This window comes from Thioclava sp. F42-5, assembly GCF_002213195.1.
Lineage (GTDB): Bacteria > Pseudomonadota > Alphaproteobacteria > Rhodobacterales > Rhodobacteraceae > Thioclava > Thioclava nitratireducens.
This window is the reverse complement of record NZ_NBNZ01000001.1, coordinates 507,125-520,722: the sequence shown is the minus strand read 5'-3', so window position 1 is coordinate 520,722 and position 13,598 is coordinate 507,125. Positions and strand designations below refer to the sequence as shown.

Below are 13,598 nucleotides of genomic sequence, written 5' to 3'. Positions count from 1 at the left end.
CGCGGCGCCCAGTGCGTTCAACTGCCACGTTTTTTCTTGCTTGAATCGCGAACTAATCCTTTACTTAACGTAAGGGGCGATTTTGCCGTTCGGTCGGCCCTTGTCAGGGACAGGGACGGACAAAGGGCGCTGGGGAGCACCCTTGAGGGAGCCATTTTGCAGCAACACGCGGGGACAACCTCTGGCGAGGCGACGGGCTCGGTATTTCTGGATTCCGAAACCCTCGGCAGACTGAAAGCGGGGACCGACCGGTCGCATGTGTCGCAGGCTTGGCTCGACGCGATGGCGCGGCAGGTTACGGGTCTGGAGCAGGGGCTGGTGGTGCTTGCGGGGATCGGGCGGAGCCGCTTTGAGCCTGCCGGGGTCTGGCCCGAGAATGCAAAACCGAAACGCGAATTGATGGCCGCCGTGGACGGCGCGATCCATGCCGAGCGGATGGTGATCGAAACGCTGAGCGAAGGCGGCGCGGCCATCGCGGTGCCGATCCGGATGGAGGGCCATCTGCGCGGCGCGGCGGCAATCCAGATCGGCGCGAACCCGGACGCGCGCACTGACCTGGCAATTGATCAGCTGCAATGGGGCACGGGCTGGCTCGAGGCCTTCTTGCGCCGGAAGCAGGGCGGCTCGGGCGACAGCCTCGCCTCGGTGATCGAACTGCTCGCCACCAGCCTGCATTACGACCGTTTCACCGAAGCCGCGACCGCGGTGGCCTCGGAACTTGCGGGTGTGCTGAATTGCGAACTGGTTGCGATCGGCCTGACGCGCGGGCGTCATGCGCGCGTGCGGGCGCTGTCGAACTCGGCGAGCTTCGGCAAGCGGTCCAACCTCGTGCGCGCCATCGAAGCCGCGATGGACGAGGCGATCGATCAGCAGGCGGTGCTGAGCTATCCGCCACCCGAGGACGGGGGCGAACGGGTGCTGCGCGCCCATGCGACACTGTCGGAGATCGAAGGCGGGGCGACGCTCTGCACGGTGCCGCTGACCGAGGACAAGAAGCTGGTCGGCGCTCTGGTGCTGGAACGTCCGGCGGGCGAGCCGTTCGGGCGCGACACGATCCAGATGGCGGAATATGCGGGGGTGTTGCTGGGCCCGGTTCTGGCGATCAAGCGCCGCGAGGATCGTTGGCTGCCCGCGAAGACATGGGATGCCAGCGTCAATACGTTCAAGGCGCTGTTCGGCCCCAATCACGCGGCCCTGAAGCTGGCCGCGATTGCGTTGGTCGCTTTGCTGGCTTTCGCGTGGTTCGCCAAGGGTATGTATCGCGTGACCGCCGATGCGACGGTCGAGGGCCGTATCCAGCGCGCGATCTCGGCACCCATCGAAGGCTATCTGGCCGAGGCCGATGCGCGCGCGGGCGATATCGTGAAGGCGGGCGAGGTGATGGCCAAGCTCGACGATCGCGACCTGCGGCTCGAGCGGCTGAAATGGGAAAGCCAGAAATCCAAACAGAGCCGCGAATATTCGCAAGCCATGGCCAAGCGCGAGCGCGCCAAGGCACTGATCCTGCAAAGCCAGATCGAACAAGCGGATGCGCAGATCGAACTGCTCGATCAGGAAATCGGACGGATGGTGATCAAGGCGCCCTTCGACGGGGTCGTGGTCTCGGGCGATCTGACGCAGGCGTTGGGAGCCCCGATCGGGCGCGGCGACGTGCTGTTTCAGGTCGCCCCGCTCAACGACTACCGCGTGATGCTGCGCGTGGACGAGCGCGACGTGAAGGATGTAAAGGCGGGCGAGAGCGGGGCGCTGGTGCTCGCCTCGCTGCCCGACACCCCGATCGAAGTGAAGGTCGACCGGGTCACGCCGATCTCCAATGCCGAAGCCGGGGCGAACAAGTTCCTCGTCGAGGCCTCCGTTACCGACGGGCCCATCAACGCGCTGCGCCCCGGTATGGAAGGGGTAGCAAAGATCGAGGTCGAGGAACACCGCCTGGTCTGGATCTGGACCCGGCGGATCGTTCTCTGGGTGCGCATGACGCTCTGGTCCTGGTGGCCGTGACATGGCCACCTCGCTCTTCTCTCCGTCCTGGTATCGGGTGAAGGATCTCAAACCGCGCCTGCGCAGGCATGTCGCGGTTCATCGGCATGACTATCGCGGCCGCGTCTGGTTCGTGATCCAGGACATCGCGACGGGGCGCTTCCATCGTATCTCGCCAGCCGCGTGGCGGCTGGTCGGGCTGATGAACGGCAAACGCACGATGGACGAACTGTGGAACACCACCAACGAGCAGCTTGGCGAGAAGGCCCCCACGCAGGACGAGGCGATCCGGCTGATGGGGCAGTTGCACGCCGCCGATGCGCTGATCTGTGACGTGCCGCCCGACGGGCGCGAGCTGTTCCGCCGCTACCAGCGCCACCAGTCGATGCAGATCAAGCAGAAGATCTGGTCGCCGCTCGCCGTCCGCATCCCGATCTGGGACCCGGACGCGTTTCTCTCCCGCACCATGCCCTTCGTGCGCCCCTTCTTTACCCGCACCTTTGCGGTGATCTGGGTGCTGGTGGTGCTCGCGGGTTTCATCTTCGCCGCGATCAATTTCGGCGCGATCACCGACAACATCGCGGACCGGGTGCTGACGCCGAAGAACCTCTTCGTGCTGTGGCTGGTCTATCCGGTGGTGAAGGCGTTTCACGAATTGGGTCACGGATATGCGGTTAAGAAGAACGGCGGCGAGGTCCATGAAATCGGGATCATGCTGCTGGTTCTGGTGCCTGTGCCCTATGTCGACGCCTCCGCCGCCTCGGCACTGCGTGACAAGTATCAACGGATGCTGGTCGGAGGGATCGGGATCATGGTGGAGCTGTTCCTCGCCTCGATCGCGCTCTTCGTCTGGCTTAATGCCGAGACCGGCGCGGCCCATGCGGTCGCCTATAACGTGATGCTGATCGGGGGCGTCTCTACGCTTCTGTTCAACGGCAACCCGCTCTTGCGCTTCGATGGCTATTACGTCTTCGCCGATTGGCTGGAGATCCCCAATTTTGGCCAGCGCGCGAACCGCTACTATGCCTATCTCGCGCAGAAATACCTGTTCGGGATGAAAGAGGCGGACCCCGTCACCTCGCTGCCCGCCGAGAAACGCTGGTTCCTGTTCTACGGGATCGCCGCCTTCATCTATCGCCTCTTCATCATGTTCGCGATCATCACCTATATCGCCGGCCGCTTCTTCTTCATCGGGGTGCTGCTGGCAGCTTGGGCGATCACGACGCAGATCCTCGTGCCCATAGGCAAATCCATGTCCTTTCTGTCTTCCAGTCCGAAACTCCGCTCCAACAGGCCGCGTGCGATCCTTGTGACGAGCGGGCTCATCGCCGCGCTTTTCGTGATCCTTTTCGTGCTGCCAGCACCGTATAGATCCGTGGTGAGCGGGGTGACATGGCCTTCCGAGCAGGCGCAGGTGCGTGTGGGAACCAGCGGCTTCGTGACGGAGGTACCGGTCGCGACCTATGACGCGGTCAAGCCGGGCGAGGTGATGATCAAGCTCGACGATCCGCTGCTGCGCGCGCGGCTCGAGGTGCTGGACTCGCAACTTGCGGGGCTGGAGCTGCAGCGTCAGGCGGCGGTGCGCACCGACAGGGTCGAGGCCGAGATGATCGCGGCGGAGATTTCCGCGACCCGCGAAGACCGCAACCGGCTGGCCCAGCAGCTGGACGAATTGTCGATCCGCGCACCGCGCGCAGGTCTGGCCGTGGTGCCCAATGGCGAGGATCTGCAGGGAAGGTTCGCCAAGCGCGGGCAGGTGATCTCCTACGTTCTGACCGAGGAAGACACGGCGGCGTTGCGCGTCGTGGTCGGTCAGGACGATGTCGATCTGGTGCGCAATGCGACCGGCCGCGTCGATGTGATGCCGGTCGAATATGGCGGCCAGAGCTATCCCGCGACCATCGTGCGCGAAGTGCCCGGCGGGATCCGCGACCTGCCGACCCCCGCGCTGGGACTGCAGGGCGGCGGCACCGTTCCCGTCGATCCGGGCGACAACAAGGGGCTGCGCACGCTGCAACGGGTCTTCGAGTTCGAGCTGGAGATGGCCCCCGACGCCGCGCTGCCGCTGCTGGGCCGTCGCGTCGAGGTGCGTTTCTCTCACGGCACTCTGCCGATCGGGTTTCAGGCCTACCGAGCGCTGCGCCAGCTGTTCCTGAGGCTCTACGATGTCTGAGATACTCGTCCAGCGCCCCGGCCTGCTGACCGCCTTCTACCCCGAGCGCGAGGATGAACGCCTCGGCACGCTCGACCGGGTGATGGCGAGCGCGGTGGGGCGGGTCTCGCAATTCTTCTCGGTCAAATCGGCGGCGGGCGCGGGTTTCCTGCGGCGCGTCGCGAAAGAGGAGAAGGCGCTTGCGAAGCTGGAGGCGCATGCCTTCAACGCGGCCCGTGTCGAGGTCGCGCAGAAGCTGCGGGTGAAGGGGTTGCGCGCCGATTTGGTGGCCCGTGCCTTCGCGCTGGTGCGCATCCAGTCCGAACGTTCGCTTCAGATGCGCCCCTTCGACGTGCAGCTTCTGGGCGGGCGCGCGATGCTGCGGGGCCGGATCGCCGAGATGGATACCGGCGAGGGCAAGACGCTGACCGCGACGCTGCCCGCCGCGATCATGGCGCTGTCGGGCGTCCCCGTGCATATCGTGACGGTGAACGATTTCCTTGCCGCGCGCGATGCGGAATGGATGGGGCCGCTCTATCGGGCTTTGGGTCTCAGCGTCGGCGTTATCATCGAAGGGCTCAGCCCCGAGAAACGTCAGGCGGCCTATGCCTGCGATATTTGTTACTGCACGAACAAGCAGTTGGCCTTCGATTACCTCAAGGACCGGCTGGTGCTCGAAGGCGAGACCCGCGCGCTGCATATGGCGCTGGAGGGGCTGTCGAAGACCGATCCGAAACGGCAGCGGTTGCTGATGCGCGGGCTATGCTACGCGATCGTGGACGAGGCGGACAGCGTGCTGGTCGACGAGGCGCGCACGCCGCTGATCATCACCCGGGCGGGCGATCATTCTGGGCTGGAGCAGACCTATCAGCGCGCCGTCGAGATCGGCCGCAAACTGACCCGGCCGCGCGATTTCACGTTGCGCGAGAAGGAATGGAAGGTCGAACTGACCGATCTGGGCAAGGCGCGGCTGCGCCAGCTCAGCGCGCATTTCGGGGGCGTCTGGGCGACCGAGATTCACCGTGAGGAACTGGCGCGGCAGGCGCTCTCGGCGCTGCATCTTTATCACCGCGACAAGCATTACATCGTCGATGAGGCGGGCGTTCAGATCGTCGACGAATATACCGGCCGGGTGATGTCCGACCGCTCGTGGGAGCGCGGGCTACACCAGATGATCGAGGTGAAGGAAGGGTGCGAGATCACGGGGCGGCAAGAGACGCTGATCCGCATCTCCTATCAGCGTTTCTTCCGCCGCTATCTGACGCTGGCAGGCATGACGGGCACCGCGGCCGAGGTCTCCGGCGAGCTGCGCGCAGTCTACCGGCTACGCACGAAACGCATACCGACGAACCGCCGCTCACGCCGTAAGAACTTGGGCGAGCGGCACTACGCGACTGCCGATCAGAAATGGCGCGCCGTGCTGGCCGAGGCCAAACGCGTTCACATGACGGGCCGCCCGATCCTGATCGGCACGCAATCCATCGCCGCCTCTGAAGAGATCAGCGCGCTCCTGACCGAAGAGGGGCTGACGCATCGCGTGCTCAACGCCCGCGAGACCGAGCACGAGGCCCATATCATCGCCGAAGCGGGCGGGCATGGGCGGATCACGGTCGCGACCAACATGGCCGGGCGCGGCACCGATATCCGCATCGATCAGCAGATGAGCGCCCTTGGCGGGCTGCATGTCATCGCGACGGGCCGCCATGACGCGCGCCGCATCGATCGTCAGCTTTTCGGGCGCTGCGGACGGCAAGGCGATCCGGGCAGTTTCATCACTTTCGTCTCGCTCGAGGACGATTTGCTGCGGGTCTTCTACGGCACACGGCTCTCCAGCCTGATCCGCACTTTTTCGGGCGGGAAGGGACGTGTGCCGTGGCTGATCGGCGCGCCCGTGACCCGGCTTGCGCAACGCGCGACCGAAGCGCGCCATTCGGGCGTGCGCAAAGCGCTTCTGCGCGCCGACGACAATCTCGAAGACCTGCTCGCCTTCAGCGGCAGGGGCAACTGAAAGGGACCACCCATGCGGCTTACTTCCATCACCCTTCTTTTGGCCCTCGGTCCCGGTGCGGCGCTCGCGCAGGATCAGGAGCGCTTCGATTGCCTGATCGACCCGGGGCAAGTGCTCGAGATCGGCTCGGCGGTGGACGGGGTGATCGATCAGGTTTTCGTCTCGCGCGGGGATACGGTGAAGAAGGGCGACCCGATCGCGAAGCTGGAATCGAAGGCGGAAGAGGCGCAGCTGACCTATGCGAAGGAACGCGCGCAGGATGAGGGGCCGATCGACATCGCGCGCTCCAAGGTGGCGCTGCTGCAAAAGGCCGCCGACCGCGCGACCGAGATGGGCAAGCGTAACGTGATGGCAGATGCGCAGGTGCAGGAGGCGCAGACCAATGCGGAGGTCGCGCAACTGGAGCTGCGCTCGGCCCAGATGGACCAGCATCTGGCGAAGCTCGATCTGCAGCGAGTGGAGGCGCAACTGGCGCGGCGCGAAATCCGCTCACCGATCGACGGGCTGGTGATCACTCGGATGATGGGGCCGGGCGAATATGTCTATTCGCAAGCGCCGATCGCGCAGCTCGCGCAGATCGACCCGCTGCATGTCGAGGTCTTCCTGCCGACCGCGATGTATGACCGGGTCAAGAAGGATCAGGTGTTGAAGGTCTATCCTGCCGCGCCCGTGGGCGGCGAATACGACGCGACGGTGAGCGTCGTCGACAAGGTTTTCGATGCGGCCTCGGACACGTTCGGGGTGCGTCTCGCGCTGCCCAATCCCGAGGGCAAACTGCCCGCCGGGATCGATTGCACCGTGGGGTTCCCCGCCGAATGAGCGCGAGGCGGCCCGGTTAGGACAGGGCCGTCATCCCATGCATGTGCGCGGCGCTCAGCGCTGGAAGCAGTTTGCTTTCTTGCCGAAACCCGCGGGCGAGCAAATCCACTTGCCCTTGCCGATGAACCGGGTCTGAACGACGCGCGGGGTCGCTTGCGATTTGCTGGTGCGCCCGGCGAGCCAGTCGAACTTGGCGCTGCCATGCCCGGCCGTGCTCTTGGCGGCGACGCGGATCGGTTTGAGATCCAGCATGCCGGCTTGTTGCGCATGGGCGCTGCTCAGCGGGGCAGCAAAGATCAGGCCGGCCACGACAAGGCGGGCCGCTTTCACGGATAAAAACGTCATCGGAACTGTAATCCTGTCTGCTCGTGTTGCGGTCTGGCCCTTCCCGTCTGCGCGGAAGAGGGCCGATTGCGTCCTCATGCAGAAGGATTGGTCGATCCCAGCCTATGGGTCAAGTTGGTAGGTGACGTGGCGGGAAGCAGGCAAGATCATGGCAAATCGCAAAAGTGCCGCGCGGGAGGATTTCCCGCGCGGCATCAAGGTCTTGTCTAGAGGTGGTGTGATAGGCGAAAACTCGCCACTATCCGTGGTGGGTTACGTCAAAACCTGATTTTTGATTCGCCAATCCGGGGCGCCGAACCCTTCCGGCCACGGATAGACCTCGCGCTGGTTGAAGTAGCTGACGCCGACGAGGCTCGGATAATCCGACAATTCCTGACGGACGCGGTCGCGCCACATCGAAACATAGGACTGGTTTCCGACATAGCCGAGCTCGGCCACCGCGACCGGTTTGCCATAGGTCGCCGCCCGAGCGTAGCGGGGCGCGAAGATGTCGTCGAAGGTCTGATCGCGCCCGAACTTGGCCTGATCCCAGGCCTGCAGTCCGAAGACCGTGAGCCCGACGATATCGGCGTAGTCGTCGCCCGGGTAATAGTCGCCCATGTTCTCGTCGCCCAGCGGCGACCACATCAGGTTGATCTTCGGCGCCCGGTCGCGGGCGACGTCGGTCATCCGGCGATAAGCTGCGATGTAGTCGTCGGGGTTCCAATCCGACCAGATGAACTGGCCGGACTTGTCGTCCATCTCATGGGCGAAGCGCAGGGTGACCGGGCTTTGCAGCGTCGCCAGCACATCGGCCACCGCGATCATGTTGGCGTCGTATTCGCCCCGCTCGATCCCGCGGCGCAGATATTGCGCGGTGTTGCGCTCCGAGCGCGACCATGTCCAGGGCTCCAGTGTCACCAGAAGTGCGCGGTTGCGTTCGAGCGCATAGCTATCGGCATCATTCAGCGACGGAAGGAAAACGTCCTCCCAGGGCAGGAACAGGTGTTCGATCACCACGCCCGACACATCCGCAAAATCACCATCGGGATCATAGACCCCGAACGGCAAGGAGCCGGGCGGCACACTGACATCCGCAGCGAATGCCGGTCGCGCCGATACGGTCAGTCCCAACGCCGCGGCACCGGCCATCACCTCGCGACGGGTCATCAGATCATAAGCCATTTCAGTCTCCTCCTTTTGGGTGCGAAGCTCCGTCACTTCCAGCTCGGTTTGACGAGGAACTTCGCTTGTCCCGGAGCGCCCATGCCGGCCCCCGAGACGATGTATTCGACCTTTGCGAGCTGAACCGATGTCAGCCCGATCATGAGCGCGTAGACGCTTTCGCCGCCGCGGAGCCAAAGGGCTCCGAAACTCAGCGAGACGATGACGCTCAGCGTGCCCATCTGAACCGCCATGTCGCGGGGCCAGCCGCGCCAATCGATCTGAACGCGGCGCGCGCGAGCGCCGAAGATCACGCTCAGCAAGACGAAATAGAACGCGGCGTTGAACATGGAGAGGAGGTAAAACCCGCGCGCCTCGATGACGTTGTCCACCAAAAGAACCGGCAGCAAGGCCCCCAGGGCCAGCCCGCCATAGACGGCGATGATCCGCTCGGGCAGCATCGTCGAGGCCGCTTCGCCCTTCGGTGTGATCCGAAAATCGACGAATTTTCCCGATAGCCTGTCATAGATGGCCATGATGCAGCCCCATAGCACCCAAGGCCATTGCATCATCACGAAGAGCGCTTTCTCCCACGCGATGATCTTGGCATCGCGCGGACGGAAGAACTGATCGCGCCGCAGCATGAAGGCGAAAATCAGCGTCACGATGCCGGCGGGCAGCACATGTCCGACGAAGGCGGGATAGGTCACGTCGGCAAAACGCATGTCGAAGCTGATCGCGATGATCGGGGCGATATACATCGTCGACATCGAAAGCGCGAAGAAGACATACCAGCTCTGGCAGAGCACGAAGAGGAACTTCAGCCGCCACGGCATCTTGCCGACATAGTCCGGCATGTAGCGCAGAAGGAGGCTCAACAGCGAGCGCGACCACTGGAATTCCTGGGTGATCAGGTCGGTCACCGTGGCCGGACCGTCGCCGATCGCAATCGCATCGATCGCGTGAACGCCTCGCCAGCCAGCCGCGTTCATCAGGAGCGTCGTCGAGTGATCTTCGGCCAGTTCGGGGCCGAGCCCGCCAGCTTCCTTCAGCGCAGAGGTGCGCACCGCGTAGTGAGAGCCGATGCACATCGGCGCCAGAACCCCGGTATAGCCCGCCTGAAACACGCCGTGGAACGCCGCTTCGAAATAGAGCCTCGTGCGCGCGGCCCAGCTTTCCTTGGCATTGGCAGCACAGATGGAGGGCGCGCTGACATACCCCACCGCATCATCGGCGAAGGGGCGCAGCATCTCGCGTAGGTAGCCCGGTTGCGGGACGTGATCCGCGTCGAGCTGGCTCACGATATCATAATCGCGATAGCCCCAATGGTCGTAGAAATAGGCGAGGTTGCCCTCTTTGCAGCGCGTCCGTCGCGGCCATTCCTTGCGATGGTACGCCTCGATGCCCTGGCGGCTGGACACCTTCACCCCGTGGATCTTGCACCATGCGAGCGTTTCGGGCGAGGGCGCCTCGTCGGCCAGCCACGTGTCATGCGGATAATCCTGTGCGAGCATCGCCTCCAGCGTGCGGCGGACAACCGAGAAGGGCTCAGACGGGGTTTTCGTGGTGATCATCGCGACGCGCCAGCGACCCGGCTCCGGCAGGGGGGAGACCGGTCGTAGCGCCTGCAGGAAGATCACGAAGAAATAGACCTGCATCGCCAGAAGCCAGATCAGCACCCCGGTGAGGATCAGATAAGGCACCGTCGCAAGGATATGCGACGGTGTGAGCCACCAGCTCCAGAAATAGACCGTGGCGAGCATCCACAGCGCGAACAGCACCCGGTAGCGCAGCGCCTGTCTCGGGGAGAGGATCGGTGCCAGATGCCCCGCCGCGATTGCGGCCCGTATGTCGGGGCGCTGGATCATTCCGCGGCCGTCGCGATCGGGGGGGCGGCTTCGGATGCCGCGCCCGTCATTTCGGCCCGGAAATAGGCGATGGTCGGCACTAGGCCGTCGCGCAATGCGATCTCGGGATGCCAGCCCAGGCGGGTCTCGGCGCGGGTGATGTCGGGGCAGCGCTGCATCGGATCGTCGAGCGGCAGGTCCGAAACCACGAGCGGCGCCCGGCTATCGCACATGTCGCGCACGATATGGGCAAGCTCGGCGACGGTATATTCGCCCGGATTGCCCAGATTTACCGGATCGTGGCCGACCGTCTCGCTTTCCATCAGCGCGACCAGCCCGCTGATCAGATCGTCGACATAGCAAAGCGAGCGAGTCTGCGTGCCGCCGCCATAGAGTTGGAGCGGCGCGCCACGGATCGCCCGCGTGACGAAATTCGAGATCACGCGGCCGTCCTCGGGGTCCATCCGGGGCCCGTAGGTATTGAATATCCGCGCGATGCGGGTGTCGATGCCGCGGCTGGCCTGAAGGTCGTGGAACAGTGTTTCTGCCGCGCGCTTGCCCTCGTCGTAGCAGGCGCGGGGGCCGGTGGTGTTCACGCGTCCGCGATAGTCTTCGTGCTGGGGCGAGATGTCAGGATCGCCATAGACCTCGGAGGTCGAAGCCTGAAGAATGCGCGCGCCCTTCTCCTCGGCCAAGGTCAGAAGGTTCAGCGACCCGGCGATGCAGGTCTGGAACGTGTGCAGCGGATCGAGCTGGTATTTCGGCGGCGAGGCCGCGCAGGCGAGGTTGTAGATCCGGTCGATCTCGCCCTCGATCCGCAGCGGTGCGATGACGTCATGCCAGAAGAAAGTGAAATCGCGATGCTCCGACAGGTGGGCGATATTCTGTCGCCGCCCGGTCTGGAGGTTGTCGATGCAGATAACGTCGTGACCGGCCTCGATCAGCCGGTCGCACAGGTGCGATCCCAGAAACCCGGCCCCTCCGGCAACCAGACAACGCAACTGCCCCCGATGTCGGCGCGGCCTTGCCCAAGAGATATCTTGCGTCTCGAAACGTGGCAGATGCGTCATGTTCCCCCCCACAGAAGAACGGCAGCGACTGCCCAGTCCGGTTTGATATCGACTTAATCGCTTTGGGCCGGACCAGGCCCGTCGATCCCGATTACAGATACTTAAGAGGTTAGGGGGCGCCTTTTGCGCCTATCAAGCGAAAGCCAAGCTTTTCGACCGAAATTCGAATGGCCGACAAAAACCAACCTTCGGTTAGATGAAATTTACACGCCGAGGTTGAATTAGGTGCAGCGGCTTCGGCCAGTCGGAATTGCAGAGACCCGTTGATTCGATTTGCACAATCGGCGCGAGGCTGGTGCGAAAGGCCGCGTCTCAGAGGTCAGAGAGGCCCGCCGTAAGATTGTGTAGCTGCCGGGTCATCTCCAACAGCTCCTGCGCCTCGGCCTCAGAGAAAGGCTGGGTAGAGCGGGTGAAGCCCGAGATCGAACGAGAGCCGTTTTCCAGTACCGCGCAGGTCAACCCGTTCCGAAGGCCATGGGCTTTTGCCCCCTCCAAGACCCCTTTGGGGTCATCGAGATCCTCCCAACGCACGATACCCTCGTGTTGCATGCCCCATAGCACGACGGGATCATCCATCATCATGCCCTTCTCGCTATATTCCTCGATCCACGGCTCGGGGTAGGTGCGATACAGGATGTTCGGGCGGGTAAAGCGGATGTGCAGGGCAAACGCGAAACCGGTGTCGCAGGTTTGACCGAGTTCCTTGAGAAGGTTATCGATTTCCTTGCGGTTTGCTGTTTCCATCACGGGATTTCGTCTTTAGGTTGTCGGAAGAGGGTCTCAGCGTCCCGCGCGACGGTAGGCTGAGACCGCATCGAGTGCAAGTGAATTGACCATCAGATCATGGAACTGAGGGACTGCGAAACGCGATTGAATCAAATCGCCCCTGCCGGGTTTTATCTCGCGCTAAGGGTTGGCTATTCTTTCCCTGAGGCCGAACTCAACCGTCTGAATAGTGACTGGGTGGACCTCTATACTCAGCACGGTCTGGTGGTGCAGGACCCTTCGATGCACTGGGTCTATCACAATGTTGGGTACGTGCGCTGGGCCGATCTGAAAGACGATCCCCGCGACGTCGTCGGGATGGCGCGGCGCATGGGACTTCTCTATGGCGCGACGATCTCGTTCAACACGCCGCGCGATGTCGGACGACGCAGCCACGCCGCGCTGTTCCGGTCGGATCGGGACTTCACCGATGCCGAGCTGCAGGAAGCGTTCGAGATGCTCAAGACCTTGCATGTCGATGCCTCGCAACGCTCTCTCACGGCAGCCGAACTCGAGGCGATCCGCTACCGCGCGGACGGGCTCTTGATCAAGCAGATCGCCGCGAAACTCGCGATTTCCGAGAGCGGCGTGAAGGCCCGGCTTTCCTCTGCCAGCCGAAAGCTGGGTGCGCGAAATGCGATCGAGATGCTCGCAATCGCGACGTCGAGGCGACTCATCTAGGCTGGTACAACCTAAAAGGGTGAATTTTTTACAAATTCGTGGTTTCGATGGAGTTATCCAGAAGGAGGCTCCAATGCAAAACTGCACTTTCGAATTCTCGCAACTTCACCGCTTCGGCACCGCGTTTTACGACTTTCTGCGCCTGCGCAAGGAGGTCTTCGTCGACACGCTCGGTTGGGACGTGCCGCATAACGACGAAGTGGAGATGGATCAATATGATACGCCCCTAGCGCATTACTCGCTCGTGCTGAAGGAGGGGCAGGTGGTGGGCGGTGCGCGCGCGATGTCCACCGCGGCGATCTGGGGTGGCAATACCTACATGCTGCGCGACGCGCATCTGGGAAAGTTGCCGCATATTCCGCCGGAAATCCTGCCGACCGAAATTGCCAGCGAGACGGTCTGGGAATGTACGCGGCTGGTGATTTCCGACGCGCTGACCACGCAGGCCGAGCGCGCGACCTGCTTGCGGTTGATCGTCGACGGGCTGGTGGAGCGCGCCAAGGAGCGGGGCGCGGACGAGCTGATCTGTCTCTCCTCTCTCGCGCTGATGCGGGCGCTGCGCCAGCTTGGCTACGATGTGAGTCGGATGGGCCCGACCTATCGCAACGACGAGGACGGGCGGCAATACGCGGCGCTGCGGATGCCCGCGGAATATTCCACGCAGCGGCGTCGCGAGATGGCCGAGGCCTGCGTGCTGGCGGCCCGGTCGGCGCCGCGTCAGTTGCATACCGCTGCCTGAGCCGGTGCGGGATAAGAAAAAGGGCGCGCCCATCGCCCGGGCGCGCCCCTAA

At 63.6% G+C, this 13,598-nt stretch carries 11 protein-coding genes; 6 read left to right on the top strand and 5 right to left on the bottom strand.

Annotation, left to right across the window (positions count from 1 at the left end):
* Positions 1-156 precede the first annotated feature (156 nt).
* From B6V74_RS02445 to B6V74_RS02430, 4 genes are read left to right on the top strand one after another with little or no spacing between them, the layout of a single operon-like run.
* Positions 157-1,998: an HlyD family efflux transporter periplasmic adaptor subunit gene (locus B6V74_RS02445; RefSeq protein ID WP_088721866.1), complete on the top strand. Its 1,842-nt coding sequence runs from the start codon at positions 157-159 to the stop codon at positions 1,996-1,998.
* Between the two features lies 1 nt (position 1,999).
* The gene (locus B6V74_RS02440; RefSeq protein ID WP_088721865.1) at positions 2,000-4,150 is read left to right on the top strand and encodes a biotin/lipoyl-binding protein; all 2,151 of its coding nucleotides are present in this window, start codon (positions 2,000-2,002) and stop codon (positions 4,148-4,150) included.
* Positions 4,143-6,137, top strand: a complete 1,995-nt coding sequence (locus B6V74_RS02435) for a preprotein translocase subunit SecA (RefSeq protein ID WP_088721864.1) — start codon at positions 4,143-4,145, stop codon at positions 6,135-6,137. Before B6V74_RS02440 ends, B6V74_RS02435 begins: the two co-directional genes overlap by 8 nt.
* A 12-nt stretch (positions 6,138-6,149) precedes the next feature.
* Complete coding sequence (locus B6V74_RS02430; protein WP_088721863.1) at positions 6,150-6,956, top strand: efflux RND transporter periplasmic adaptor subunit; 807 nt, start codon at positions 6,150-6,152, stop codon at positions 6,954-6,956.
* 54 nt (positions 6,957-7,010) lie between these two features.
* Here B6V74_RS02430 and B6V74_RS02425 read toward each other — a convergent pair whose 3' ends face one another.
* The 5 genes from B6V74_RS02425 to B6V74_RS02405 form a co-directional block, all read right to left on the bottom strand.
* Entirely contained in the window at positions 7,011-7,286 is a 276-nt protein-coding gene (locus B6V74_RS02425; protein ID WP_141104886.1) for a hypothetical protein, read from the bottom strand.
* Between the two features lie 267 nt (positions 7,287-7,553).
* Positions 7,554-8,465 (bottom strand): glycosyl hydrolase, encoded by a 912-nt coding sequence (locus B6V74_RS02420; protein WP_233243027.1) that lies wholly within the window; start codon positions 8,463-8,465, stop codon positions 7,554-7,556.
* Positions 8,466-8,497: 32 nt separating this feature from the next.
* Positions 8,498-10,312 carry a glycosyltransferase gene (locus tag B6V74_RS02415; protein WP_088721862.1) on the bottom strand — a complete coding sequence of 605 codons (1,815 nt, stop codon included), beginning with the start codon at positions 10,310-10,312 and terminating at the stop codon, positions 8,498-8,500.
* Positions 10,309-11,283, bottom strand: coding sequence for a UDP-glucuronic acid decarboxylase family protein (locus B6V74_RS02410; RefSeq protein ID WP_240497060.1), 975 nt, complete (start codon positions 11,281-11,283; stop codon positions 10,309-10,311). The genes B6V74_RS02415 and B6V74_RS02410 overlap by 4 nt, the downstream gene beginning before the upstream one ends.
* A gap of 390 nt (positions 11,284-11,673) precedes the next feature.
* Positions 11,674-12,105 carry an autoinducer binding domain-containing protein gene (locus B6V74_RS02405; protein ID WP_075776039.1) on the bottom strand — a complete coding sequence of 144 codons (432 nt, stop codon included), beginning with the start codon at positions 12,103-12,105 and terminating at the stop codon, positions 11,674-11,676.
* 99 nt (positions 12,106-12,204) lie between these two features.
* Between B6V74_RS02405 and B6V74_RS02400 the strand changes: the two genes are divergently transcribed.
* Both B6V74_RS02400 and B6V74_RS02395 read left to right on the top strand, forming a co-directional pair.
* On the top strand, positions 12,205-12,807 hold the full coding sequence (locus tag B6V74_RS02400) for a LuxR family transcriptional regulator (RefSeq protein ID WP_088721860.1): 603 nt from the start codon (positions 12,205-12,207) through the stop codon (positions 12,805-12,807).
* Positions 12,808-12,880: 73 nt separating this feature from the next.
* Positions 12,881-13,546, top strand: coding sequence for an acyl-homoserine-lactone synthase (locus tag B6V74_RS02395; RefSeq protein ID WP_088718978.1), 666 nt, complete (start codon positions 12,881-12,883; stop codon positions 13,544-13,546).
* Positions 13,547-13,598: the final 52 nt, after the last annotated feature.